This is a genomic window from Mycobacterium sp. SA01 (assembly GCF_041287105.1).
In the GTDB taxonomy this organism is placed as follows: Bacteria; Actinomycetota; Actinomycetes; order Mycobacteriales; family Mycobacteriaceae; genus Mycobacterium.
Map to the genome: position 1 here is coordinate 313390 of NZ_JBGGNO010000019.1, position 23420 is coordinate 336809.

Sequence of the window (23420 nt, forward strand, 5' to 3'; positions counted from 1 at the left end):
ACTTCCGTAGACTTTCTCCTTGTGTCTTTTGCTGATGCCACCATCGCTCGGCTGCCCCGACCGATCCGGCCCTTCGCCGAGCGGCATCACGAGCTGATCAAGTTCGCGATCGTGGGCGCAACGACGTTCATCATCGACTCCGCGATCTTCTACACGCTGAAGCTGACGATCCTCGAGCCCAAGCCGGTCACCGCCAAGGTGATCGCGGGCATCGTCGCGGTGATCGCCTCCTACGTGCTGAACCGGGAATGGAGCTTCCGCAACCGCGGCGGCCGCGAACGTCACCACGAGGCGTTGCTGTTCTTCGGGGTCAGCGGCGTCGGCGTGCTGCTGAGCATGGCCCCGTTGTGGTTCTCCAGTTACGTGCTGGAGCTGCGCGTGCCGCACGTCTCACTGACCAACGAGAACATCGCGGACTTCATCTCCGCCTACGTGCTGGGCAACCTGCTGCAGATGGCGTTCCGGTTCTGGGCGTTCCGCCGTTGGGTCTTCCCCGACGAGTTCGGCCCCAGCCACGACAAGGGACTGGAATCCACCCTCACCGGCGGCGGTTTCGCCGAGGCGATGGAGGACGAGTACGAGGCGGGCGCCACGGTCACACCGCTGCGACGCCGGCGGGCCAGAAATCAGGAGCGTCAGCTGGGTGACTCGTCAGAGCCCAGGGTGTCGAAGACTTCGTGATACAGCAGTGAATGCACCCGCTCCACGCGGGGAATGTCGTCGAACTCCAGAGGATCTTGACTCGCCGACTCGATGATCAGGGTGCCGGTGCGCAACATCCGGTCGAGCAGACCGTGGCGGAATTCCACACTGTTGATCCGCGCCAGCGGGATGTCGATACCCGACCGGGTCAGCAGCCCGTGACGGAACATCACCCGACGGTCCGTAATCACGAAATGCGTTGTGAGCCAAGTGAAGAACTTCCACAACGTCAGCCAGCCGACCAGGATCACCCAGATCGCGGCGATGACCCCGAACAGCACCTTCTTCGCGGTGGTGTCCCAGTTGGTGTTGTTGACCAGCGCAGCCACGAATGCCGCCAGGATCGTGGCGATCAGCAGCACCAGAATCGGGCCGACCAGCCGCTTCCAGTGCGGGTGACGGTGCAGCACGACCTGTTCGTTCGCGGCCAGCACGTTCTCGGGATATCCCACGCGGCGAAGATTACCTAGTCGGCCCGGTCACTGGGCAGGTTGGAGGTATTCGAGGCAGCCGGCTTCGGTGCGGCCCGTCTGGGCCATGCAGACCCCCACGGCCGGGTCGCCTCCCTGCCCGACGTCGGGCATCGGGATGTCACCCGGCGACAGCGACCACAGGTAGGTGTCGGTGCCCGCGAGGCGCTCACAGTAGGTCGGCGAACCGTCGGCAGCCACGCCGCCGACGGTGTCCGGCCGGCACGGGCTTGCGACCTTGGCGGGCCCTGGCGCGGGCGGTTCCACGGGGGCGGACGACGACGTGGTCTCTGCCGGCGGGGCAGACGGAGCAGTTGCGGCAGACGGAGTGGTTGCGTCGCGTGACAACTGAACCCAGATGTCGGCGCCGGCACCGGCCAGCAGAGCCACCGTGATCAGCCCGGCGACGAGCGCGACCCAGGACTCGGTCCGCCTGGACTGGCGGTCCACCCCGAGGGTTCCGCCGTCAGCGACATGCCGGGTCCAGCGCACGCCGTCCCAGTATCGGCACTGGTGCCGGCCGGTGGGATCGACTGACCACCGGGCCGTCGACGCCGCAGGCTCGACGCCGGGCGGTGCGACCAGCGGCGCGCCGCAGTCACCGCAGAACCGCCGAGTGTCGGGGTTGGCGTGCCCGGCCAGGCAGATGACCGCCCCTGCCTCCAGCAGGTCACCGCACTCACCGCAGAAGTACTGTCCGTCGGGGTTGTCATGGCCGTTGGCGCAGGTCACCGTCGCCCGTCCGGACCGCCCTTGCTCCACCACGTGCCGATGAACCTCCCCTTACGAGACAAACGTCACCATATCGACCGTGGCGACCGCGATTGCGGCGACGGCCACGCACACCGCCTCCGCCATCAGGATGGCGGTCGTGCGATCGGGTCGGCGCGTGCCGTCACCGGGCACCGCCCGTTCTCGCCGGTACCCGGCCGCCACGTACAGCACGCCTGCCACGACGAACAATGCGATCGCGATCATCGGGATCCTCCCAAGCTGATGGCCGGCGCCTCGGGCCGTTTGAGCACCAGGACTCCCCCGGAGTCGTACACCACCTGATAGCCCTTCTCGGTTTGCAGGATCTGCACTGCGCGCCGCAGGGTGGCCTCACTCACCCCGGCGCTCAACCGGATGAAGTTCTCGTCCTGGGCACTGTCCGAGAAGTACTCGACTTCGGGCCGCGCCGTGCAATCGGCCAGCGCCTCGGCCGAGGAGAAGCAGGTGTCCTCGAGATCGAAGGTCCGCGGCACTCCGTACAGGGCGCCCTGTCCCCAGTAGCCCAGTCCGGCATCGCCGATCTTCGCGACGAGCTCGTTGCCGATTGCCAACTCGTGCGGTGTCGTTCGCTCGAAGGAGATGTTGAGCCCGCGGTTCGCGGTCACCAGCAGGCCGGTGAGCAGCAGCGCGCAGCCCGCCGCCACCGCGGTCAGCCGACGGACGACAAGGCGGTCGGTACGTGGACGCATCAGCGGCAGCAGACAAAGCGCGACGAGCGGCGAAAGCACCGGCGACGCATAGAGAAACGCGCGGATCGCCACCTCGCCGCCGTAGCTTTGCAGCACCACCAGAACGAACGGCGCAAACGCCAGCGCCGCGACCAACCACGGCCTGCTGCGGGGCAAGCGCCGCAGCCGAAGCCAGCCCACGGCCGCCATCGACATCAGCAACAGCGCCGAGACGATCCGGAGCAACTGCATGTGACGGTACGTCGGATCGCCGGTGATCTTTTGGGAGACACTGGAGTTGAGGTTCTGATCAACACCGCCGATATCGGCGATCACCTGGCCGAGGTGCCCTTGCCAGTACGCGGCGGCGCCGTAACGGAACCAGGCGATGAAGATCAGAAAGGCAGCCAGCCAGAGCAGCTTGTAGCGGGTCAGGCCGGCGGCCGAGATGATCACCAGCATGCCGATGGCAGCCAGCGGCGTGAGTTGGTGCGCGACCACCATCGCGGCGAGGATGACGACCAGAACGGCCTCGACCGCCAAAGTCCACGGCGCGTCCCGGCCTGCCACCCGCCCCGGTATCCGCCGCCACGCCGTCGCGATCCTGGTGATCCGTCCACCCGCGAGCGCGGGCACCGCGGAAGTCCGCAGCTGCCAGAGCAATACGGCCAGCAGGGTGGCGTAGAACTGCATCGCGACGGCCTGCGGCGCGAAGTAGTCCTGCTGATACCAGTTGAACAGGGTGAGCATGGTGACGCCCAGCCAGGCGGCCCGGCGGCTGCCGGTGATGGACAAGCCGATCGCGAACACCGGGAACATCAGGCAGATGCCGAACACCAGTGAGGCGCTGACCAGAAGGATCACGCTGTCGTGCAGGCCGGTGGTGGTGATCACATTGGCCGCGGCGGAGAAGAAACCGGCCCAACTGATCCGGGCATCCACCGGTGGCGGCAGCGCGCCCGATTGGATCAGCCAGTTGGTGATCATCCGGTGCACGTATGCCGTCACGAACGGCGCCGTGCCCATGGACCACGCGACCGGCATGGTGATGTAGGCGATGAGGACGACGTTGGCGGTGGCGACTGCGATCCGGTCGAGAACGGCGCGGCGATATTGGATCACCAGCAGCACGCACAGCAGCACCAGGCCGGCGAAGTACTCGAACCCGAGCACACCGATCAATCCCAGGCTCCCCGCCGCCGAGACGTCCAATCGCCGAACGGCGCTGAAGAACAACGCGATCGCCGCGATCACCAGGACCGCACTGAGCTTGCGGTCACCGGTCGGCGCGACCGCGCGGCGTACCCAGCGCAGCACGTCCCGTACCGTCGCCGTCTCGCGTGAACGCTGCCACCGCCGCCCGAGCACCGCGGTGGCGGCCGCGCCGAGGCCCAGCACGATGAACTGCGCCGCGTACGGCTGATGCAGATTGCCTGCGTAGTTCAGTTGAGCGACAAGCACATTGACTGCCAGCGACAGCGAAACCACGACCGCGCCGAATACCCCGTTGGTGGGCAGCCGCAACAATGCCGCGACCGGGAGCCCAGGGACCAGCAGCACCGCCACAACCCCGACCACTGCACGCAGTGCCGGCGGCAGCACGCCGGCCACACCAAAGGCGGACAGCAGGGTGACGGCCAGCGAGCTGGCGATCACGATGCCGGAGAGGACGACTGTCAGGGGTATCCATGGCGGCAGTGGCGCGCGGTTGCCCGGCCGTGCCGGGGAACTCTCGACGCGTTGCAGCACTGAATCAGCCTACCGTTAGCTGATATCGCCCGCGCGCGCGTCAACTGCCCGCATACGACCAGATCGAAACCCAGTCGACCAGCACATGGCCGCTATTGGTGCCGTTCCCGTCCGTCTCGATCTGCAGTTGCCAGCGCATGGGCTTGCTGGGCACGTATTTGGTGCTGTCCATCACCAGTGCGTCGTCCAGATAGAACCGGACATGGCCCGGCAACCACTCGATCGTGTAGACGTGCCAATCGGTGAATGCCGTGCCGGTGTTGACGCCGTCCTGACCACCTGCCGAGCGGGCGTAGTGGGCGTAGGCGTTCGACGTCGACGACAACGCGCCCTCCGGGAAGTCTTCTTCACCGTCGGCGGGCCACAGCTCGGACTGCGGCCAGAGCAGGAACGCGATGTGATACTCGCTCAGCGCGGACGTGTCGGCCTTGAGCCGTACCGAGTAGCGGCCATACGTCTGGTACTGAGTTCCGTTGGGCAAGACCGGCGACGGGTTCGCCCCCGCGGGTTGGCCGGCGACGTTGTGCAGGTAGTAGTCCAGGGTTCCGTTATTGACGCTGAGCACTTGGTCGGCACGGTAGGGGCGATGTTGGTACGTGTCGGTGAAGGTCTGCGGATAGGTCAGCCACTTTTGGCCGTCGGCGCCCACGTAGACGATCTTGGCCGGGTCCGACGGATTGGCCCAGCTGCCCAGTGCGGCATCCTTTGTGAAGTTGTCCGCCAGAAGGTGTTTCCAACCGGGAAGGTCGGCCACCGGCGCACTGGTCAGTCCGTCTGACGGGGTGGTTGCCGTCGCGACGACGCTGATGGTGTCGATGTACAACGCGCGGACGCAGAAGAACCACTGCGGGTTGGCGAATTTGACGCCGACAGTGTGCGTGCCGGCCGCGACGGCGGCGGTCGCCGTGTAATCGGTCCATCTGCTCGCCGTGATCGGACTGCGCCCGATCACCGCGCCGTCGACAAGCACCGCCGCGACCGGAGCTCCGAAACACTGCAATCCCCTGGCGCGCACGACAACTTGAATGGATTGCGGCAGCGCGAGGGTCGTCGACACCGTCACCGCCCCGGTCAGCCCTAGCGCCGTGCCGCCGGATGCCGCCGCGTCTGTGACGACTTTGGCGCCGCTGGTCGTCGAGAGGGTCATCGCCTCGGCCTCGAACAAGACCTTGTCCGCCGCTCTGGCGGGCGGCGCCACGGCCAGCACCGCACCCCAGACAAGCGACAGGGCCACCACTGCAGCCGAGCACAACCGGAACATCGTGGCTCCATCGGGTTGACGACGCTCGGAGAGTGAGCGAAGTCACAATAATCCGCGGCGGATCACTATTCATATTGAGCTCACCTATCACTTTGGTAACAGTTGCATGCGAAAGGAAAAGGTCGGCCCCAGTCGGACCCGGCCATCGAATTGGACTGAGCACCACCGGAATACCGATGACGGCCGCCAACCGCCGGTCCAGTTCGGTGGCTGAGAATTCTCAGCTCCAGGCCCACCGGCCCGGCCAAATGAGGCCCACACGTCCGCTGGCGGCGTATGGTTCGGGACTTATGCGAGATCGGCTGTGTAAGTGTGGACACGACCGTTCGGCACACGAGCATTACCGGCGTGGGACCGAGTGCGGATTGTGCCCATGCCCACGTTTCCGTGGACCCGGCCCGGCCGGCAAGCTGGTGCAGTGGATCACGTCACTCGGCCGGGGCGACCAGTCCCGATAGCTGGGTAGACTGGCAGTCCCGGGGTCGACGAACCAAGGGAGCACATGCCAGTCCCCATCTCGCGGGCCGCGCGCGTTGCGATTTCACTGACCAGCGTCGCGGCGGCGACCTTCGCGCTCACCGTCGGATCGGCCGCACTCCTGCGTCCGGTCGCCGACGCCCAGTCGGGCAACGGCAATTGCCCCAACACCGCCGCCGCCGCACACGGCTGGGGCGAACCCAACCGGACCGACAATTTCGACGGACCCGGTTCACTCAACCAGTGGTCGATCTATGACGGACCGGGCCACGACGGAAACGGCCGCCGTACGCGCGACGCGATCTCTGCGGCGGACGGCAAACTCACGATTACCGGTGATCCACAAGGAAACTCGGGCGGCATGGCTTTGCTCCCGGGCCAGCTGCATGGCCGCTGGGAGGCCTGCGTCAAATCCTCACCGGCCTCCCCCGACTACCACGCGCTGCTCCTACTGTGGCCCGACGCCGAAAACTGGCCGGTCGGTGGTGAAGTGGACTTCATGGAGATCGCCGATCCCGCCCGCCAGTCCGTCGAGGGCTGGCTGCACTACGGCCCCAACGACGAGCGCGAGTCGAGCGCGGTGCAGATCGACGCCACCCAGTGGCACAGCTGGGCCGTCGAATGGACCCCGCAGCGGATCGCGATGTTCGTCGACGGCGTCCAGTGGTGGGCGGCCACCGACCCGGCGCACTTTCCTCCCGGGCCGATGCATCTGTGCATTCAGCTGGACAATTTCGGTGGCGACCTCAACAACGGGGGCTCGATGTCGGTCGACTGGGTCCGTCAGTATTCGGCCTAGACCTGGCCTATTCCAGGCCGGGCGCCCGGACGCGACGCAGCCAGCGGATCGCCGGCGGCAACAAGACCACCGCCGGAATCGCTTCGGCCGCAAGATAAGCCCAGCCGACGCCGATCACGCCGACGTGTGCGGTGATCAGCACAGTGCCGGCGACCACGATCGTGGTGGACACGCACCGCATGACCACCATCAGGGTCAGCTTGCGGCGCACCCGCGCGAATCCTTCATAGACCGCACTCACCGCCGACAGCGGCACGAACGCCGCCGCCAGCAGAAGCAGTCCCTGTCCCTCGGCGCGATAGTCGGAGCCGATGATGCCCAGCACCCACGGACCGATCACGACCAATCCGAGCGAACCGACCACCGACACGACGGCCATCATCTGCACCATCCGGGTCGACAGGGCCGCCACCTTGTCGGGGTGGGCGGCCACCTCGGCGACGAACGGGCTCATCACCAGATGCACCGCGAAGTACAGGGCGTTGATGATCGCCCAGGTCACCGCGAAATGTGCGTTGGCGGCAGCACCGAACCTGCTCACGATGATCAGCGGCACGACGAGGGGTCCGATGATCCACAGGGTGGTGATCCCGAAGGACGACCCGACATACGACAGCAGCTGGGCTCGCGCCGGTAGTTCGGACGGCTGCCGGAACTGGGCGTGCGTGCGCCACCGCCGGCGCATTGCCGCCAACACCAACAGTGTTCCGGCCGCAGCGGTCGCCCCCCAGGCCAGCACGATCGAGGCGCCGCTGCCGGTCCAGACCAAGGCGAACAGAACCGCCAGTTTGATGACCGCATGGACCAGGTTCTTCACCGCCGACCACTTCGTCACCCCGAGCCCGACGGCGGTCTTGTCCAACAGGGTGAACACCGCCAGCACCATCACCAGCAGGGGGTAGCCCGCCATCGCCCAGCGCGAGGTGAACAGTTCGTCGCGCGGGCCGAAGGCCACCAGCGCCCACCCGGCCAGCAGCGCGGTCACCGCGACGAGCAGGTAACCGCGGGTGATCAGCGTCCCGGCCTTCTCGCCGGCCAACGGCAGGAAGCGTTCGTAGACCGTGTCGATGCTGAGCATCGACAACATCGACAACATCAGTGCCGAGGTGAGCAATGCGGCGGCCACCCCGACTTCGGCTGCGGGGTAAAGCCGGCCAGCGGCTCCCCAGAACACCAGACCCAGGATCCCGGTCAGCAGGCTGGAGGCGATCAACGAGATCGAGTTGACGGTCATGTTGCGTCCCGCGGTGGGCGGCACGACGTCGGTGGTCACCATCAGCCGGATGCCCTGCGCAGCCGGTTGCGCCACGCCGCGACGAGATACACCCACGCGCCGGCGGCGATGAATCGCCATGTGCCATTGCCGATGTCGGACGGCAAATCGGATCGCACCGTGGTCGACGGAGCGGCTCGCCGTGCCGTGGACCGCAGATGGCGAACCAGCGCCGGCCTGCGCCGCACCACCGTCTTCAGCGCGAGCAACGCCATTGCCGGATCGGAGGCGAGCTTGGCCAACCAGGCCCCCAAACCCAGTCCGTAGCCGCGGGTCTGGGCGCGCAGGTCGTCGACGGTCGCGCGGTGCCGGTGCCACGCAATCGCGGCTGGTTCACGTACGAGTTGTCGGCCCGACCGCAGGATGCGGAAGAACATGTCGATGTCCTCGCCGCCGCTGACCCGCGTTCCCGCGCCCAGTCGTTCGTCGAATCCGCCGAGGCTCAACGCGACCTGCCGGTCGACGGCGAAGTTAGCCCCGGTTCCGTAGTGCCGGACTTCGAAGGGATACAGCGGAACGTCGTGCGGTGCATGCGACCACTCGAAGATGCGGACCTCCGCCGATTCCGTCCACCCGGCTCGATTCTCGAAGTAGGCCTGAGCGGGGGTGCGCAACTCGCCGGCCGGCACCATCCCGGAGACACATCCGACCGAGTCGCCGTAGCTGAACCCCTTGACCAGGACGCTCAACCAGTCCCGGTCGACGACCACATCGTCGTCGACGAAGGCGACGATGTCCCCGGTTGCCGCCAGCAGGCCGGTGTTCCGTGCCCGGGAAAGACCGGGCACCGGCTCGGTGATCAACCGCACCCGTGAGTCGGCGAGGCTCGTGACGAACTCCCGCGTCGCGTCGCTGCGGGGTGCGTTGTCGACGATCAGCACGTCGAAATCGTGATACCCGGCGGCCAGAACGGAGGCCACCGCCGACTTCAGCAGGGCGGTGCGATCACGCGTGCACAACACCACCGTCACGTGCGCCGACTCGGCCGACGAGCGCGCGGCTGAACCCAGTGCTGGTCGCGCCGCGCACTGTCGCTGCGCACCAACCTGATCTCGCAATTCCGAGAACGCCACCTGGCCGTCGGTGACGGCGATGTCGACAAAGCCGACCGCCCGTTGCTGATCGCGAACCAGCAGCCGGGCGCGGGAGAATCCCTCGGCGTTCTGCAACAGGCACTGCGCAGGCGTACCGGAGTGCGCGCTCGCCCGGTCGGCGGATTCGACTGCGTCGAGCCACACTTCACCGATCCAGACCGCACCGCTCCAGCTCGGCCGATCCGGGTTCGGCAGCACAGGCGCCAGAGTCAGGCAGGCTGAATCGGATGCGTTCACGGTGCGCTCCGGGACAGACTTCGACTGATCTTGGCCCTGGCGAAGCCCAGCGTCGTGGCGGCCAGCCCCAGGCAGATGGCGGCTGCCCGGGCCAGCCCGTCGGAAGTCATCGATCTCATCTCCCGGGCAACGGCGGCCGGCAACACCCGCCGAACATAGGACCGCTCGCTGCTCAATCCGGCAGCCGCCCCGGTCATCTCGGTGACAACCGCCTTCGACATGCCTTCGTGATAACACCGCCGAACGAAGTACCGCAGCGTGGTCCGATCGTCGGATACATGGTGCTCGACCCGGATGTCGGGGTCGAAGAGCACCTGGTTGGTGGCTGCGGCGGCCCGGACCCGGATGAACAGCTCGGTTTCCTCGCAGCCGACCGGAGTGGCACCCACCCGCCCCACTTCGGACCGGAATCCGCCGACCGTATCGAGGACCGAACGGCGCAGCGACATGTTGCAACCGATCGGGTTGCGTACCGGGGCAAGCTGTTCCGGCTGTCCGACGTAGCTGCAACCGACCACCCAGTCGAATTCGGGCGGAATCCAATTCGGTCGGCTGTCCGGCCACACCGGGCTGGCGTACCCGCCGACGCCGGCGACGGTCTGGTCCCGATAGTGATCGCACAGATCGTCGGCCCAGCCCGGTTGCGCCACCGCATCGTCGTCGAGGAAGGCCACCACGTCGCCGCGGGCGGCACGGACACCGGTGTTGCGCGCTCCGGACAGCCCGCGGGTCTCTTCGTTCGGAATCACCCGCACCCGTGTGTCACCGTCGAACAGGTGCCGGGCGGCGGACAGCAACTCGTCGCAGTGATCGATCACCATGATCAGCTCCACCGGGTTGGCGCTACCGGTCAAGACCGACTCGGCCGCATGTCGCAGCCGGTCCCAGCGGTCGGTGGTGTAGGCACAGATCACCACGGACAGGCTCAGCTCTCGTGTCATCTCACCGGGTTCCGGGATCGTCGCGACGCCCGCACACTGCTGAGCTTGAACAGCATCACCCGTTTGAGCAGCACGTCGTAGCGGTTCAGCTTGCCGAGCAACTGGTCGGAGTACCGAATCTCCCACCGCGGATCGTCGATGAGCTTGCGGGTGAACGTATCCTGCTGCACCAGTTGCGATCGCGCCGAGGTCAACGCGGTGAGCGACCCGCCGCGGATGCGATAGGACGCAAGGGTTTCGGGCATGCCGTAGAAGTGGCCGAGCCCCAGCAGCCGGGCCCACAGGTCCATGTCGAGGGTGAACACGTGCGGCCCGCTGAAACCGCCGCATCGGTCGAAGTCGCTGCGGCGGAACATGACTGATACCGGCGCGCCGACGGGATTCTTGGCGCTACGAACGATCCGCCGGATCACCTGTTCGCCGGTCCGGTGTCCGAGGAGCCCGCGTAATCCTCGGGCCTTGAACAGCAGCGCACCCGAGTCATCGATGAAATCGGTGCGACTGGCCACCACCGTCACATCCGGATTGCTCTGCAGTACGGCGGCCTGGGCGGCGACGCAGTTGTGCTTGAGCGTGTCGTCGGCACTGATCACCTTGACGAACTCACCGCGGCTGAGCTCGACCGCCAGATTGTGGTTCTCCGCCGCCGACAGGGTGGTCTCGTTGCGGACCACCCGAACGCGATCGTCGGTGATGCTGTCGAGGATCGCCGGTGTCTCGTCGGTGCTGTGATTGTCGACGACGAGGATCTCCAGGTCCGGGAAATCCTGCGCAAGAACGCTGTCGAGCGTGTCACGCAGAAACTCGCCCGCCTGATAGGCGGGTATGCACAGCGAGACTTTGGGGCGCCTGGCCCCGCCGCCTCGCTCAGTATGTCGCTCGGCCGGAATGGCTTGCCGCACGGTCGCCTGCCTCGTCATCTCACGCGTGCCGCACGTCGGGCAGGGACTCGTCGTGTGACTCCGCGTCGAGCCGGTACCGGGATGTCACAGCGACCTCGAGATCCCCGCTGCGCACGCTGCGGCGCCACCCCCGCCGCCGAGCCCGGTAGAACTCCTGAAGGATGGTCCACAGGATGCGCAGACCGTCCTTGGCGGCGTTGAGATTACTGGCGCCGTGGATGCGGTCGAGCTCATAGCTGCTGACTTCGGCGATCTGCATCCCACTGGCGGCGACGCGCACATTGATCAGCGACTCGATCTCGAAACCGTCTCCCCACTGCGGAGCTTGGATCTCGGTGTCGGGCAGGTCCATCACCTCGAGGCAATCCCGCCAGAAGGCGTTGTAGCCGTAGCACAGATCGGTGTACTTGGTGGCGAACAACGTGTTGACCAACGTGTTGAGGCCCCAGTTGCCGAACCGCCGCAGACGGGTGATATCGCTGCTGCCGCCGCCCTGGACGAAGCGTGATCCCTTGGCGAAGTCCTTGCCCGAGATCAGCGCGCCGACGAAGCGCGGGATCTCCGCGGGGTCGGTGCTGCCGTCGGCGTCGATCATCACCACGATGTCGCCCGACGCGGCGGCGAAACCACACGCCAGCGCATTGCCCTTACCCTTTCGGGTCTGCCGCAGGTGCACACCGTGCGGCCAGAGCTCCCGCGCCACCAGCGCGGTGTTGTCCACGGAATCGCCGTCCACGAACACGATCTCGTCGACGTCGTGGGGCAACCGCGACGCGATGTAGGACAGGTTGCGCTCCTCGTTCAGCGCCGGGATCACCACCGAGATCGTGGGCCGGCGTGCCGAATGCGGCATCGCTTCCCAAATTCCGACGACCTTGCTCATAGACGTGTCTCCTCTCGATCAAGACTGTGCAACTGGGGCGTGTTCGCTGACTCACTGGTCATGAAGCGGTCGTCACTGATCCACCGTCCGGTGAGCTGGGGGTGGGCAACCGAGACCTCGGCGAGCAGGTCCGGCAAGGTAAGCAGGACGCAGTCTGGTTGCGCCGCAACAAGTTCATCGGGCGCGATGATCGGCACATCGGTTCCCGGCATCCGTCGTCCCTGCTTGGCGCGCGACGCGTCCGCGACCGCCGTGATAAGCCGACGAGTCACTCCCGCCAGCGCGAACAGCGCAACCGCACGAGACGCCGCACCGTAGGCGAAGACCCGGCGGTGTTGGGCCGCTTGGTCTTCGAGCCAGTCGCGCAGTGCCCGGCAGTGGGCGTCGGCCGCGCTCTGCAACGTCGCGACCGCCGCAGGCTCGGTGACGATCTGCTCGGCGGCGACGATGCGACGCACCGACGCGGGCGGGGCGGTATGCCCGTGCCTGGCCGCCACCAACACCGTCCCGCCGTACAGGTCGAACTCCCACGCGCCGACCGCGCTCATCCCGGCCTGCCTCAGCAGGCCGAGCAGCGCGGTGGTCGAGTAATACGCAAAGTGACCGTGGCGCAGGGCGTTCCACTGTCTCTTGCCCACGATCGTCGCCAGTGAGTGGTATTGGACCAGCAGCACACCGTCGTTCGCCGTCGCCTGCGCTCGGCGTGCGAACGCGGTGCGCTGATCCGGTTCGTGCATCAACCCGAAGCTGTCGAGCACCACGTCGGCGACCTCGGCGGTGGCGAATCCGCGCTCGGCCAGCAACGGCAGCCAACTGCCGCCGTGGGGGCTGCCGAACTCGCGGACCGTCGATCCGCGCAGCAACTGCGCGGAGGCCACCCTGGTCACGGCATCGACGGCTTGGCGCTGCAACGCGGCCGGTTCCACCCCGCGCGGCTCGTCGGTCACGGTGTCGTCATCGGCCAGCTGCGCCAGACCGCAACCGGCACACAGGACCATCGCCAACGGATGCGACGATTCCTCGGGCGCAACGGGTTCGGCGGCAGCAGGGAAGAAGTCCTGCGCGGGAACGCGGCCCACATCCAACACGGGCAGTAGGCCCCGACCATGACATCCTCGGCAACGAGTCATGGCAGCATGGCCTCGTGGAGATCAAGCAAACCGGCATCGCCGGCCTCGTGGTGCTCGTCCCTCAACCGTTTTTCGATGATCGCGGTTTCTTCACCAGGACCTTCGACGCGGAGATCTTCGACAGCTACCTCGGCGCGCCGGGACTCAGCGCGTCGTTCATCCAGGATTCCCAGTCGCGCTCGGTGCAGGGCACCATCCGCGGGATGCACGGCCGCGCCGGTCGCGGTGAGGCCAAACTCATCCGATGCGCCAACGGCGCCGTCCACGACGTTGTCGTCGATATCCGTCGTGACTCGCCGACCTTCGGCCGTCACGTATCGGTTCTGCTCGACGACAGGGACTTTCGGCATCTTTATGTGCCGCGCGGATTTCTGCACGGGTTTCAGGCCCTCACGCCGACCGCCGACGTCTGCTATCGGATCGATCGGCCACACGACCCGAGCGAAGACCTCGCGGTCGCCTTCGACGACCCCGATCTGGGCATTGCGTGGCCGATTGCGCCCACCGCGATCTCGGCACGAGACCGCGCGGCGGGCAGCTGGCGCGATGTGGTCAGCCAACTCGGCCGCCCTGGTACATAGTTTCGTCGAGCACGCCCGACTCGCGAAGCTCCTTCAGGCGGGCCAGCCGGGTGAAACGGCCGCTGAACGCGTCCTGAGTCAGGTTGTGGTTGGTGTAGGTGGCGTGGAGCTCCGCGGCGCCGGCAGCCACCGACCACTGCGCCTGGAAGCCCAGCCGATCCCGGATCTTGGCGAAATCGACTCGGTACGAACGGGGGTCGGCACCTGTCTCGCCGGTGATGCGCAATTCGGTCCCCGGGACCACGTCCACGACAGCCTGGGCAATCTCGGCAACCGTGAGGTTGTTGGCCTCGGTGCCGACATTGAACGCCTGGCACCAGATCGTCTTCACCGGCGCGGTCAGACACAGCAGGAAGGCTTCGGCGATGTCCTGGGCGTGTACCAGCGGCCGCCACGGCGTGCCGTCGGAGAGAACCTTCACCACGCCGGTCAGGACCGCGTGCCCGACCAGATTGTTCAGCACGATGTCGGCGCGAAGCCGCGGCGAGAAGCCGAACGCGGTTGCGTTCCGCAGGAATACCGGTGCGAATCCGGAGTCGGCGATCGCCGCGAGGTCATCCTCCACCCAGACTTTGCTTTCCGCGTACGGGGTCAGGGGGCGCAGCGGTGCGTCCTCGTCGACCAGGTCGTCGCCGGCCGATCCGTACACCGAGCACGTCGATGCGTACAGGAACCTCGACACCCCAGCGGCTTTGGCGGCGTGTGCGAGGCGCGTGGATGCGCGGTGGTTGATCTCATAGGTGACATCAGGGGCGAGGTCGCCCAGCGGGTCATTGGACAGCGCCGCGAGATGGACGACCGCGTCCACCCCGGTCAGATCGTCGGCGGTGATGTCCCGCAGGTCCACCGGTCCGTCCCGACGGATCTGCTCGGGATCCATCGGCGCGGGACCGAGCACGCAGTCGGCGAAATAGCCTGCGTCGAGGCCGACTACGTCATGCCCGGCCGCATTCAACACGCCGACCATGACCGTGCCGAGGTAGCCCTGATGTCCGGTGACGAGAACTCGCACTCAACGACCTCCGAATCCGATGGACAACTTCTCCGCCGTGAACGCCTCCGCGTGGCGGCTGTGGCACTGCACTCCGCGCAGGCGCGCCAAGCCGAGGAAAGCCTCGTCGTCGAACCAGTCGTGCGTCGCCTGCGACGGGTAGTGCTTGCCAAGCAGTCGGGCTTTGGTCTCGGCGACACCGTGCGGCAGCGGATGGAAGAGATTCGGCCGCGGAGTGTCGGTCTCCCACTTCACGATTTCGTAGCCGAGGATCAGGTGGTCGCGGAACTCGGTGGGCAGCAACTCGGCGAGCAGCCGGTGGTCCTGGTGTGCATCGTGCCGGTGCGGACCGAAAACGACGGCGGGATCGCAGGATTGACGGAACTCGTGTAACGCTGATTTGACCTGCTGCCAATGGGCTGGGGCGCGGCCGTCGGGGATGTCGAGGACCGTCACCCGCACCGAAGCGCCCGGGCAGAACGCGTCGAGAGCAGCCCGCTCCTCGGCCTCCCGCTCACCACCACCGCCGGACAACACCAGCGCGTGCACGCGGAGCCCCGGCCGGTCGGAACACAGGGCGAGCAGGGTGCCACCCATCCCGATGGCGATGTCGTCGCAATGGGCGCCGAGCACAGCGATCTCGTCGACTCCACCGGTGAACAGTTCACGCATGCGCCGGCTCCCACAATGCCCAGGGGCGGACGCCATGGCGGTAGCCCTCGTCGAGCTCGGCACGTTCCTTGAACGTGTCGGCCGGCTTCCAGAAGCCCTCGTGCCGGTACCCGAACAACCGGCCCTGACCGGCGAGCGCCTCGCAGGCGTCGGCCACCAGGTCGCCGCCCGGCGGTAGGTAGTCGAAAACCGCTTGGGAGAGCACGAAAAAGCCGCCGTTGATCCAGATCGGGAAGTTCGCAACCGGCACGATGTCCTTGACCTCGCCGGAGTCCTTGACCTCGACGCAGTGGAACGACTGTTGCGGCGGGACCAGCATCATCGACACCGCGGCGCCGGAGGCGTGGAACTTGTCCACGATGTCGTCGAGGCGGGCGTCGGTGAGCACGTCGGCATAGTTGGCCAAGAAGTACTCGTCGCCGTCGAGATGATCCCGCACGCGTCGCAGGCGCTCGCCGATCGGCGACTCCAGCCCGGTGTCGACGAACGTGATCGTCCAGTCACTGATGTCGTTGTCGAGTAGATGGACCTCGCCGTCGCGCATGACGAAGTCGTTGGACTCCGTTTCGCGGTACTCCAGGAAGTAATCCTTGATCCGCGACGCTCCGTAACCCAGGCACAGGATGAAGTCCTTGTGCCCGAAGTGCGCGTAGTACCGCATCACATGCCACAGCAGCGGCCGGGGCCCGACCATCTGCATCGGTTTGGGGATGTCGTCGCCGACGGCGTTGCGCATCCGCATGCCGTAGCCACCGCAGAACAGGACCACTTTCATATGGCTTGACTCCCAACCACTTCGGGCTTCTCATGCGCCGTGCGCAAGGTCGGCAGCGGGTAGACCAATTGACCGCCCCAGTGCGCGACGTAGGACAGTTGTGCGGTGAGCTCCGTTTCCAGATTCCACGGCAGGACGAGAACGACGTCGGGACGGTCTTCGGCGATCGCCTCCGGTTCCCTGATCGGAATGCGGGTGCCCGGCGTGAACCGGCCGTGCTTGTAGGGGTTGCGGTCGACCGTGTATTCCAGGAGATCGCTGCGGATTCCGCAGTAGTTCAGCAGGGTGTTGCCCTTGCCAGGAGCGCCGTAACCCACCACTCGCCGGTTGGACGCCTTGCATTCGAGCAGGAAGCGCAGGAGTTCGTGGCGTACCGCTTCGGTGCGGTCGCGCAGCCCGAGGTACCCGCCCACGTCATGCAGTCCGGCTCGCTGCTCGGAGTCCAGGATGTCGAAGAATCGTGAAGTGGGCTCGGCGTCAACGCAATCCGGCCGGGCCCAGAGCCGGATCGATCCACCGTGGGTGGGAATCAGTTCGGCGTCGACGACGCGCAGGCCGGCGGCGGCCAGTGCCCTGGTCGCGGTGAGGACTGTGTAGTACTGGAAATGCTCGTGATAGACGGTGTCGAACTGACCGAGGGTGACCAGGTTGTACGCGTGGTGCACCTCGATGCTGAGCCAGCCGTCGTCGGCGAGCAGGATTCGCAGCGCGCGGCCGAACCCGGCGATGTCCGGGATGTGCGCGTAGACGTTGTTGGCCACCAGCAGGTCGGCGGCGCCTCGCTCAGAGACCACCGCGCGAGCCAGCTCCTCGTCGAGGAAGGCTGTCCGCGTCGGCACTCCGCGGCTACGGGCCGCCGCGCCGACGTTGTGCGACGGTTCGATGCCCAGGCAGGGGATGCCGGCGGCCACCACATGCTGGAGTAGGTAGCCGTCATTGCTGGCCACCTCCACGACGAACGAGTCCGGTCCGAGGTCAAGGCGTGCGACGGCGTCGGCCACGAAGGTCTTCGCGTGCTGCACCCAACTGTCGGAGTACGACGAGAAGTAGGCGTACTCGGTGAAGGTGTCCTCAGGCGTGATCAGCGCGGGAATCTGCAGCAGCAGGCATTCCTCGCAGACCCGCAGGTGCAACGGGAAGGTCGGCTCGGGCGCGTCGAGTTCGTCGGCACCGAGAAACCTCTCACACGGCGGCGTGGCGCCCAGGTCGAGCACACTCACGAGCCGGTTCAGTCCACACAAACGGCAAAGCACGCAACCTCGATTCAGTCCCGCACTCCGCTCCCCGCGGCGGCGGTGCATCGATTTGGTTGACTGCCTTCAGATCACGCGATGAGGTGTTCGAAGTCCGCGTAGACAGAAACTGGCAGTTGTTCGCTCGGACGAACTGTAGCTACCAATCGTTAGAACCAGCAACCGGTAGACGGGTGTTCACCGGTAAGTGTGACGGACGCCATAACCTAACTTGTGTTGCGTTAACTGCTATTACGTCAATATGCACGAAATGCGGTTTTTACCCAGTTCATGACAGGTTTATACAGGCCCGGAAGATTTGCCACAGATTTGTCACTCTTCCCAGCAATCCCTCAGCGAACCGGACCGCGGCAGGCAGAATTTTCCCAATTCTGGGAATCCAGCATCATCACAGGGAATTAGCGGAGAACTAACCGGAGCGTGCAGATTTCGCACATCGGGCGGCCCCGCGTCGACAGCGGACGCACCGCGCCGGTGGGTCCCTTAGCGCCTTCTTAAGGTGACCGATACCATCGGCACCCATGACGAGCGTTACGGAACCGGCCGCGGGCCACACGATCGACATCCACACCACCGCTGGCAAGCTGGCCGATCTTCGTCAGCGTGCTGAGGAGTCGCTGCACCCGGTCGGCGAGACCGCCGTGGAGAAGGTCCACGCCAAGGGCAAGCTCACCGCTCGCGAGCGCATCCTGGCGCTGCTCGACGAGGGCTCGTTCGTGGAACTCGACGCACTGGCCCGGCATCGCAGCACCAACTTCGGGTTGCAGGAGAACCGTCCGGTCGGCGACGGCGTCGTAACCGGTTACGGCACCATCGATGGCCGCGAGGTCTGCATCTTCAGCCAGGACGCCACGGTGTTCGGCGGCAGCCTCGGCGAGGTCTACGGCGAGAAGATCGTCAAGGTCCAGGAACTCGCCCTCAAGACCGGTCGCCCCTTGATCGGCATCAACGACGGCGCAGGCGCCCGCATCCAGGAAGGTGTGGTCTCGCTCGGTCTCTACAGCCGGATCTTCCACAACAACATCAAGGCTTCCGGCGTGATCCCGCAGATCTCGCTGATCATGGGAGCGGCGGCCGGCGGCCACGTCTACTCCCCCGCGCTCACCGACTTCGTGATCATGGTCGACCAGACCAGCCAGATGTTCATCACCGGACCCGACGTCATCAAGACCGTCACCGGCGAGGACGTCACCATGGAGGATTTGGGCGGCGCCCACACCCACATGGCGAAGTCCGGCACCGTGCACTACGTCGCCTCCGGCGAGCAGGACGCGCTGGATTACGTGCGCGATCTGCTGAGCTACCTGCCGCCCAACAACTACGCCGAGCCGCCGCGCTACCCGGCGCCGCCGCACCCGGGCGCGATCGAGGACAACCTCACCGATGAGGACCTCGAGCTGGACACCCTGATCCCGGACTCGCCGAACCAGCCGTACGACATGCACGAGGTCATCACCCGCATCCTCGACGACGACGAGTTCCTGGAGGTCCAGGCGGGCTACGCCCAGAACATCGTCGTCGGCTTCGGCAGAGTGGACGGTCGACCGGTCGGTATCGTGGCCAACCAGCCCACCCAGTTCGCCGGCTGCCTGGACATCAACGCCTCCGAGAAGGCCGCCCGCTTCGTGCGCACCTGCGACTGCTTCAACATCCCGATCGTGATGCTGGTCGACGTGCCGGGCTTCCTGCCGGGCACCGAGCAGGAGTACAACGGCATCATCCGTCGCGGCGCCAAGCTGCTCTACGCCTACGGCGAGGCCACCGTCGCCAAGATCACCGTCATCACCCGCAAGGCCTACGGCGGTGCCTACTGCGTCATGGGTTCCAAGGACATGGGCTGCGATGTCAACATCGCCTGGCCGACGGCGCAGATCGCGGTCATGGGCGCCTCGGGCGCGGTCGGCTTCGTCTACCGCAAGGACCTCAAGGAAGCGGCGGCCGAAGGCAAGGACGTGGACGCCCTGCGCCTCGAGCTGCAGCAGACCTACGAGGACACCCTGGTGAACCCGTACATCGCCGCCGAGCGCGGCTACGTCGACGCGGTGATCCCGCCGTCGCACACCCGCGGGTACATCTCGACCGCCCTGCGACTGCTGGAGCGCAAGATCGCCCAGGTGCCGCCGAAGAAGCACGGGAACATTCCACTGTGAGTCGAGTGAGCGCAGCGAACGAGCGAACGATCGGACTCCAGTGACAAGGGGCTACCGCCGATGACCAAGCACGAGGACATCACCGAACTCAGTGACCCCCGGGACATCACGCTCGACAACCCGGAGCCGCTGACCCCCGAGATCCGCATCGAGAAGGGCAACCCCAGCGACGAGGACATCGCCGCTCTGGTGACCGTGCTGGCCGCGGCCAGCGGCGGCAATGCCGGCCCGGGTCCGCAGGAGCTCAACCTGTGGGGCCATCCGGTCGACAAGCTGCGCTACTCGATCCACAGCTGGAATCAGGTGACCTTGCTGGAGCGGACCCACATGCGCCGATGAGCGCACCGTGACCCGAGTAGTTCTCGGCTCGGCCTCATCTGGTCGTCTGCGGGTGCTGCGCAACGCAGGCATCGATCCGCTGGTCGTCGTCTCCGGCGTCGACGAGGACGCGATCGTGGCGAACCTGGGCGCCGATGCCGAGCCCGGTGATGTGGTTACCGCGCTGGCTCAGGCCAAAGCCGCTGCCGTGCACACGGTGCTGAATCCCGGCGTCGCATCGGATTGCGTTGTCATCGGCTGTGATTCGATGCTGTACCTCGACGGCGAACTCCGCGGCAAGCCGGGTACCGCCGAACAGGCTGCGCTGCAATGGGATTCGATGGCCGGCCGGGTCGGGCTGCTTTATACCGGGCACTGCGTGATCCGGGTACTGCACGGCGCGGCGGCGCACACCGCGACGCAGGCGGAGGTGACCCGGGTCAGGTTCGCCAGTCCGACGGCGGCCGACTTGGCGGCCTATGTGGCCAGTGGTGAACCGCTAGGTGTTGCTGGCGCGTTCACGCTCGACGGCCTCGGCGGCTGGTTCGTCGACGGCATCGAGGGCGATCCGTCGAACGTCGTCGGCCTGGGCCTGTCGGTGACGCGTCGGCTGCTGAGCGACGTCGGACTGCCGATCGGCGATCTGTGGGCGGCTAATCCGGTCCGCTGATCAGCGGTAGGCTCGACGTCGTGCCGCTTCCCGCAGATCCCAGCCCCACCCTGAAGGACTACGCCCACCCGGAGCGCCTGGTGACCGCCGACTGGCTGTCGGCGCACCTCGGCACCCCCGGGTTGGCCATCGTGGAGTCCGACGAAGACGTGTTGCTCTACGACATCGGCCACATCCCCGGCGCGGTCAAAATCGACTGGCACACCGATCTCAACGATCCGCAGGTGCGCGACTACGTCAGCGGCGCGCAATTCGCCGAGCTGATGGATCGCAAGGGCATCTCCCGCGACGACACCGTCGTCATCTACGGCGACAAGAGCAACTGGTGGGCCGCATACGCGCTGTGGGTCTTCACCCTGTTCGGCCACCAGGACGTGCGACTGCTCAACGGCGGCCGCGACCTGTGGATCTCCGACGGCCGTGACACCACTCTCGACGTCCCGAGCAAGGCCGGATCGGGCTACCCGGTGGTCGAGCGCAACGATGCCGCCATCCGCGCCTACAAGGACGATGTGCTTGCGTCCCTGGGCCATTCGACGCTGATCGACGTGCGTTCGCCCCAGGAGTACACCGGCGAACGCACCCACATGCCCGACTATCCCGAAGAGGGTGCGCTGCGCGGCGGCCACATCCCGACCGCCGTGTCGGTGCCGTGGGCCAAGGCCGCCGAGGACAGCGGCCGCTTCCGCAACCGTGCCGAACTCGAGGATGTGTATTCATTCGTCGAGCCGGGCGACGACATCATCGCCTACTGCCGCATCGGCGAGCGGTCCAGTCACACCTGGTTCGTGCTCACCTACCTGTTGGGCATCCCCGGCGTCCGCAATTACGACGGGTCATGGACCGAGTGGGGCAACACCGTACGGGTGCCGATCGTGGCCGGTGCTGAACCAGGATCAGCGCCCGGGGCATCGTGAGCATGCCCGCTGCGCTCGCCGAGGTCGTGTCCGACTTCGCCGACGTACAGGGCCAGGACAAGCTCAAGCTGCTGCTGGAGTTCGCCGACGACCTCCCCGATCTGCCCGCCGACCTCGAGGAGGCGGCCATGGAACCGGTGCCGGAGTGTCAGTCGCCGCTGTTCCTGCATGTCGACGCCTCCGACGCCGAACATGTCCGGCTGTTCTTCAGCGCCCCCGCGGAGGCGCCGACCACTCGCGGCTTCGCGTCGATCCTGGCGGCCGGCCTCGACGGCCAGCCGAAAGACGACATCTTGGCCGTACCGGACGATTTCTACTCCGAGCTGGGGTTGGCCGCGTTGATCAGTCCGCTTCGGCTGCGGGGAATGTCGGCGATGCTGGCCAGGATCAAGCGCCGACTGCGCGCGACAACGTAGCGCAGGGCCACCATTGCTTCGCCGCACCAACGCCAGTGGCCTCGACCGGTTGATGGCGGGCACTCGGTATGTGGGCTGCCTCGAGAACGTCGTGGTGCCGCCGCGCGAACTGGTGGCCCGGGCACTGGACACCATCACGCGATGCGGACCGCACACCCGGCTCGGGCTGAGTCCCGATCCGCGGGCGCTGATGTGGGGCTGGCAGGCCGAGTCCGCCCCCGAGGTCCGCGAGCTGCCCGCCGACATCGCGGACCGTGGATCCAGCGCGGTGCTCGAGTACATCAACAAGGCCGCCGGCCCGCGGGGCCCGGTGGACGTCTACCTGTCCGACCGCCACATCGCGTTCGACATCGATCACGGACTCGGCGATGCCCGCCTCTACGTCGATTGCGTCACAACGATTTTCGGCTTGATCGACGGTGTCGACACGAGCTGGCTGCGCGACCGCGACACCGCCAACCCGATCGCGCACGCGCTGCTGCACACGTTCGCCGCCAGTCCACGACGGCTGCTCACCACATGGACCGAAGCGCGGCAACGTCCCCGACCCGGCTGGCACCGCGCGGCCCCGCCCCCGGCGCCGACCGGGCTGCCCTCCCCCGCGGTCGAGGTGATCCACGTCGACGCCACACTCGAACGCGAAGTCGACAGCTGGCGGACAGCCGACGCCCCGGGCGCCAGCAGAGCGGTCACGTGGCTGATGATCGTCCGCACGGCACTCGCCCGAGCGGGGCTGCCGCTGACCGACGCCGCCCGGCTGGTCGTGGACTGCCGCCGGTATCTGCCGTCCGATGACCGGGTCAACGCCAACTTCATTTCCGGGCTCAGCGTCGCGGCGCCCGTCGACGGGCGCCTCGGCGCGATCGACGCCGCGGTGAAGCAGGATCTGGAGGCGGCGTTGCCGTTGCTGGCCCTGGCCGCCACGTCAGCGCACACGCTAGCCGTCCCGCTGCGCGCCACCCGGGGCAAGCGCCCGGCGGCCCGATCAGCGGTTCAGCTGGGCTACTCCGATGTCGGCCGGCTGTCCCCGTTCGAGGCGCTGCCCTGGCTGCCGGGCCGCCCCCGGTCGATCAACGCGGCACTGCAGCCGTGGGCGCCGTCGGACATCTCGGTCTTCAGCGGCAAGATCGGCCACGAGCGCAGCATCACGGTCTCGTACCACGACAACGTCCACGACCGTCGTTTACTGCGCAAAGCGGCCGAGGCGATCGGGACGGATCCGATCGGATTGCTCGCCGGATGCTGAACTTACTCATTGGTAGGGGTACCAGCTGATTCGTGTCTAAGCAGCGGCGCTTACACTGCCGTGCGAACCTA

Annotated in this window: 24 protein-coding genes; 9 read left to right on the forward strand and 15 right to left on the reverse strand. The window is 66.7% G+C overall.

Annotated elements, in window-relative coordinates; all coding sequences use genetic code 11:
* The first annotated feature begins 21 nt into the window (after window positions 1–21).
* Window positions 22–681 (forward strand): GtrA family protein, encoded by a 660-nt coding sequence (locus AB4879_RS17475; RefSeq protein WP_370508591.1) that lies wholly within the window; start codon window positions 22–24, stop codon window positions 679–681.
* Here AB4879_RS17475 and AB4879_RS17480 read toward each other — a convergent pair.
* From AB4879_RS17480 to AB4879_RS17500, 5 genes are read right to left on the reverse strand one after another with little or no spacing between them, the layout of a single operon-like run.
* A complete protein-coding gene (locus AB4879_RS17480) occupies window positions 636–1154 on the reverse strand; it encodes a PH domain-containing protein (RefSeq protein ID WP_370508592.1) in 519 nt (172 codons plus the stop codon). The two genes, AB4879_RS17475 and AB4879_RS17480, sit on opposite strands and share 46 nt — an antisense overlap.
* Window positions 1155–1181: 27 nt before the next feature.
* Window positions 1182–1904, reverse strand: coding sequence for a DUF2510 domain-containing protein (locus AB4879_RS17485; RefSeq protein ID WP_370508593.1), 723 nt, complete (start codon window positions 1902–1904; stop codon window positions 1182–1184).
* A 51-nt stretch (window positions 1905–1955) separates the two neighbouring features.
* On the reverse strand, window positions 1956–2150 hold the full coding sequence (locus AB4879_RS17490) for a hypothetical protein (protein ID WP_102808585.1): 195 nt from the start codon (window positions 2148–2150) through the stop codon (window positions 1956–1958).
* Window positions 2147–4363, reverse strand: coding sequence for a hypothetical protein (locus AB4879_RS17495; protein WP_370508594.1), 2217 nt, complete (start codon window positions 4361–4363; stop codon window positions 2147–2149). The genes AB4879_RS17490 and AB4879_RS17495 overlap by 4 nt, the downstream gene beginning before the upstream one ends.
* Window positions 4364–4403: 40 nt before the next feature.
* Window positions 4404–5624 (reverse strand): glycoside hydrolase family 16 protein, encoded by a 1221-nt coding sequence (locus tag AB4879_RS17500; protein WP_370508595.1) that lies wholly within the window; start codon window positions 5622–5624, stop codon window positions 4404–4406.
* Between the two features lie 502 nt (window positions 5625–6126).
* On the opposite strand from AB4879_RS17500, the gene AB4879_RS17505 reads away from it, so the two are divergent.
* A complete protein-coding gene (locus tag AB4879_RS17505; protein ID WP_102808583.1) occupies window positions 6127–6900 on the forward strand; it encodes a glycoside hydrolase family 16 protein in 774 nt (257 codons plus the stop codon).
* Window positions 6901–6907: 7 nt separating this feature from the next.
* Here the strand turns inward: AB4879_RS17505 and AB4879_RS17510 are convergent, their stop codons facing one another.
* The 6 genes from AB4879_RS17510 to AB4879_RS17535 are packed head-to-tail and all read right to left on the reverse strand — an operon-like array spanning window position 6908 to window position 13360.
* A complete protein-coding gene (locus tag AB4879_RS17510) occupies window positions 6908–8209 on the reverse strand; it encodes a lipopolysaccharide biosynthesis protein (RefSeq protein ID WP_370508597.1) in 1302 nt (433 codons plus the stop codon).
* A complete protein-coding gene (locus tag AB4879_RS17515) occupies window positions 8176–9504 on the reverse strand; it encodes a glycosyltransferase family 2 protein (protein ID WP_370508598.1) in 1329 nt (442 codons plus the stop codon). The genes AB4879_RS17510 and AB4879_RS17515 overlap by 34 nt, the downstream gene beginning before the upstream one ends.
* On the reverse strand, window positions 9501–10445 hold the full coding sequence (locus AB4879_RS17520) for a glycosyltransferase family 2 protein (protein ID WP_370508599.1): 945 nt from the start codon (window positions 10443–10445) through the stop codon (window positions 9501–9503). The genes AB4879_RS17515 and AB4879_RS17520 overlap by 4 nt, the downstream gene beginning before the upstream one ends.
* Window positions 10442–11347, reverse strand: coding sequence for a glycosyltransferase family 2 protein (locus AB4879_RS17525; RefSeq protein WP_370508600.1), 906 nt, complete (start codon window positions 11345–11347; stop codon window positions 10442–10444). Before AB4879_RS17525 ends, AB4879_RS17520 begins: the two co-directional genes overlap by 4 nt.
* A gap of 19 nt (window positions 11348–11366) precedes the next feature.
* Window positions 11367–12230, reverse strand: coding sequence for a glycosyltransferase family 2 protein (locus AB4879_RS17530; RefSeq protein ID WP_102808580.1), 864 nt, complete (start codon window positions 12228–12230; stop codon window positions 11367–11369).
* The gene (locus tag AB4879_RS17535) at window positions 12227–13360 is read right to left on the reverse strand and encodes a class I SAM-dependent methyltransferase (protein WP_370508601.1); all 1134 of its coding nucleotides are present in this window, start codon (window positions 13358–13360) and stop codon (window positions 12227–12229) included. Before AB4879_RS17535 ends, AB4879_RS17530 begins: the two co-directional genes overlap by 4 nt.
* Window positions 13361–13374: 14 nt before the next feature.
* Between AB4879_RS17535 and rfbC the strand changes: the two genes are divergently transcribed.
* Window positions 13375–13941 carry a dTDP-4-dehydrorhamnose 3,5-epimerase gene (gene rfbC / locus AB4879_RS17540; protein WP_370508602.1) on the forward strand — a complete coding sequence of 189 codons (567 nt, stop codon included), beginning with the start codon at window positions 13375–13377 and terminating at the stop codon, window positions 13939–13941.
* Here the strand turns inward: rfbC and AB4879_RS17545 are convergent.
* From AB4879_RS17545 to AB4879_RS17560, 4 genes are read right to left on the reverse strand one after another with little or no spacing between them, the layout of a single operon-like run.
* Entirely contained in the window at window positions 13913–14953 is a 1041-nt protein-coding gene (locus tag AB4879_RS17545) for an NAD-dependent epimerase/dehydratase family protein (RefSeq protein WP_370508603.1), read from the reverse strand. The two genes, rfbC and AB4879_RS17545, sit on opposite strands and share 29 nt — an antisense overlap.
* Window positions 14954–15604 carry a PIG-L deacetylase family protein gene (locus AB4879_RS17550; protein ID WP_102808576.1) on the reverse strand — a complete coding sequence of 217 codons (651 nt, stop codon included), beginning with the start codon at window positions 15602–15604 and terminating at the stop codon, window positions 14954–14956.
* Window positions 15597–16379: a sugar phosphate nucleotidyltransferase gene (locus tag AB4879_RS17555; RefSeq protein WP_102808575.1), complete on the reverse strand. Its 783-nt coding sequence runs from the start codon at window positions 16377–16379 to the stop codon at window positions 15597–15599. The genes AB4879_RS17550 and AB4879_RS17555 overlap by 8 nt, the downstream gene beginning before the upstream one ends.
* A complete protein-coding gene (locus tag AB4879_RS17560) occupies window positions 16376–17632 on the reverse strand; it encodes a methyltransferase domain-containing protein (RefSeq protein ID WP_370508604.1) in 1257 nt (418 codons plus the stop codon). The genes AB4879_RS17555 and AB4879_RS17560 overlap by 4 nt, the downstream gene beginning before the upstream one ends.
* 521 nt (window positions 17633–18153) lie before the next feature.
* On the opposite strand from AB4879_RS17560, the gene AB4879_RS17565 reads away from it, so the two are divergent.
* From AB4879_RS17565 to AB4879_RS17590, 6 genes are read left to right on the forward strand one after another with little or no spacing between them, the layout of a single operon-like run.
* Window positions 18154–19782: an acyl-CoA carboxylase subunit beta gene (locus AB4879_RS17565; RefSeq protein WP_370508605.1), complete on the forward strand. Its 1629-nt coding sequence runs from the start codon at window positions 18154–18156 to the stop codon at window positions 19780–19782.
* 60 nt (window positions 19783–19842) lie between these two features.
* The gene (locus tag AB4879_RS17570; RefSeq protein ID WP_102808572.1) at window positions 19843–20121 is read left to right on the forward strand and encodes an acyl-CoA carboxylase subunit epsilon; all 279 of its coding nucleotides are present in this window, start codon (window positions 19843–19845) and stop codon (window positions 20119–20121) included.
* A 7-nt stretch (window positions 20122–20128) separates the two neighbouring features.
* Complete coding sequence (locus AB4879_RS17575; protein WP_370508606.1) at window positions 20129–20770, forward strand: nucleoside triphosphate pyrophosphatase; 642 nt, start codon at window positions 20129–20131, stop codon at window positions 20768–20770.
* Between the two features lie 20 nt (window positions 20771–20790).
* The gene (locus tag AB4879_RS17580) at window positions 20791–21687 is read left to right on the forward strand and encodes a sulfurtransferase (RefSeq protein ID WP_102808570.1); all 897 of its coding nucleotides are present in this window, start codon (window positions 20791–20793) and stop codon (window positions 21685–21687) included.
* 2 nt (window positions 21688–21689) lie between these two features.
* Window positions 21690–22103, forward strand: a complete 414-nt coding sequence (locus AB4879_RS17585; RefSeq protein ID WP_199189958.1) for a SufE family protein — start codon at window positions 21690–21692, stop codon at window positions 22101–22103.
* Window positions 22104–22155: 52 nt separating this feature from the next.
* On the forward strand, window positions 22156–23349 hold the full coding sequence (locus tag AB4879_RS17590) for a hypothetical protein (RefSeq protein WP_370508607.1): 1194 nt from the start codon (window positions 22156–22158) through the stop codon (window positions 23347–23349).
* Window positions 23350–23420: the final 71 nt, after the last annotated feature.

Excerpts from the sequence above, each read along its gene's own strand:
- AB4879_RS17490 (WP_102808585.1), bottom strand. The coding sequence starts at position 2,150 with ATGATCGCGATCGCATTGTTCGTCGTGGCAGGCGTGCTGTACGTGGCG.
- AB4879_RS17500 (WP_370508595.1), bottom strand. The coding sequence starts at position 5,624 with ATGTTCCGGTTGTGCTCGGCTGCAGTGGTGGCCCTGTCGCTTGTCTGG.
- AB4879_RS17505 (WP_102808583.1), top strand. The coding sequence starts at position 6,127 with ATGCCAGTCCCCATCTCGCGGGCCGCGCGCGTTGCGATTTCACTGACC.
- AB4879_RS17520 (WP_370508599.1), bottom strand. The coding sequence starts at position 10,445 with ATGACACGAGAGCTGAGCCTGTCCGTGGTGATCTGTGCCTACACCACC.
- AB4879_RS17530 (WP_102808580.1), bottom strand. The coding sequence starts at position 12,230 with ATGAGCAAGGTCGTCGGAATTTGGGAAGCGATGCCGCATTCGGCACGC.
- AB4879_RS17535 (WP_370508601.1), bottom strand. The coding sequence starts at position 13,360 with ATGACTCGTTGCCGAGGATGTCATGGTCGGGGCCTACTGCCCGTGTTG.
- AB4879_RS17550 (WP_102808576.1), bottom strand. The coding sequence starts at position 15,604 with ATGCGTGAACTGTTCACCGGTGGAGTCGACGAGATCGCTGTGCTCGGC.
- AB4879_RS17555 (WP_102808575.1), bottom strand. The coding sequence starts at position 16,379 with ATGAAAGTGGTCCTGTTCTGCGGTGGCTACGGCATGCGGATGCGCAAC.
- AB4879_RS17565 (WP_370508605.1), top strand. The coding sequence starts at position 18,154 with ATGACGAGCGTTACGGAACCGGCCGCGGGCCACACGATCGACATCCAC.
- AB4879_RS17570 (WP_102808572.1), top strand. The coding sequence starts at position 19,843 with ATGACCAAGCACGAGGACATCACCGAACTCAGTGACCCCCGGGACATC.
- AB4879_RS17585 (WP_199189958.1), top strand. The coding sequence starts at position 21,690 with ATGCCCGCTGCGCTCGCCGAGGTCGTGTCCGACTTCGCCGACGTACAG.
- AB4879_RS17590 (WP_370508607.1), top strand. The coding sequence starts at position 22,156 with ATGGCGGGCACTCGGTATGTGGGCTGCCTCGAGAACGTCGTGGTGCCG.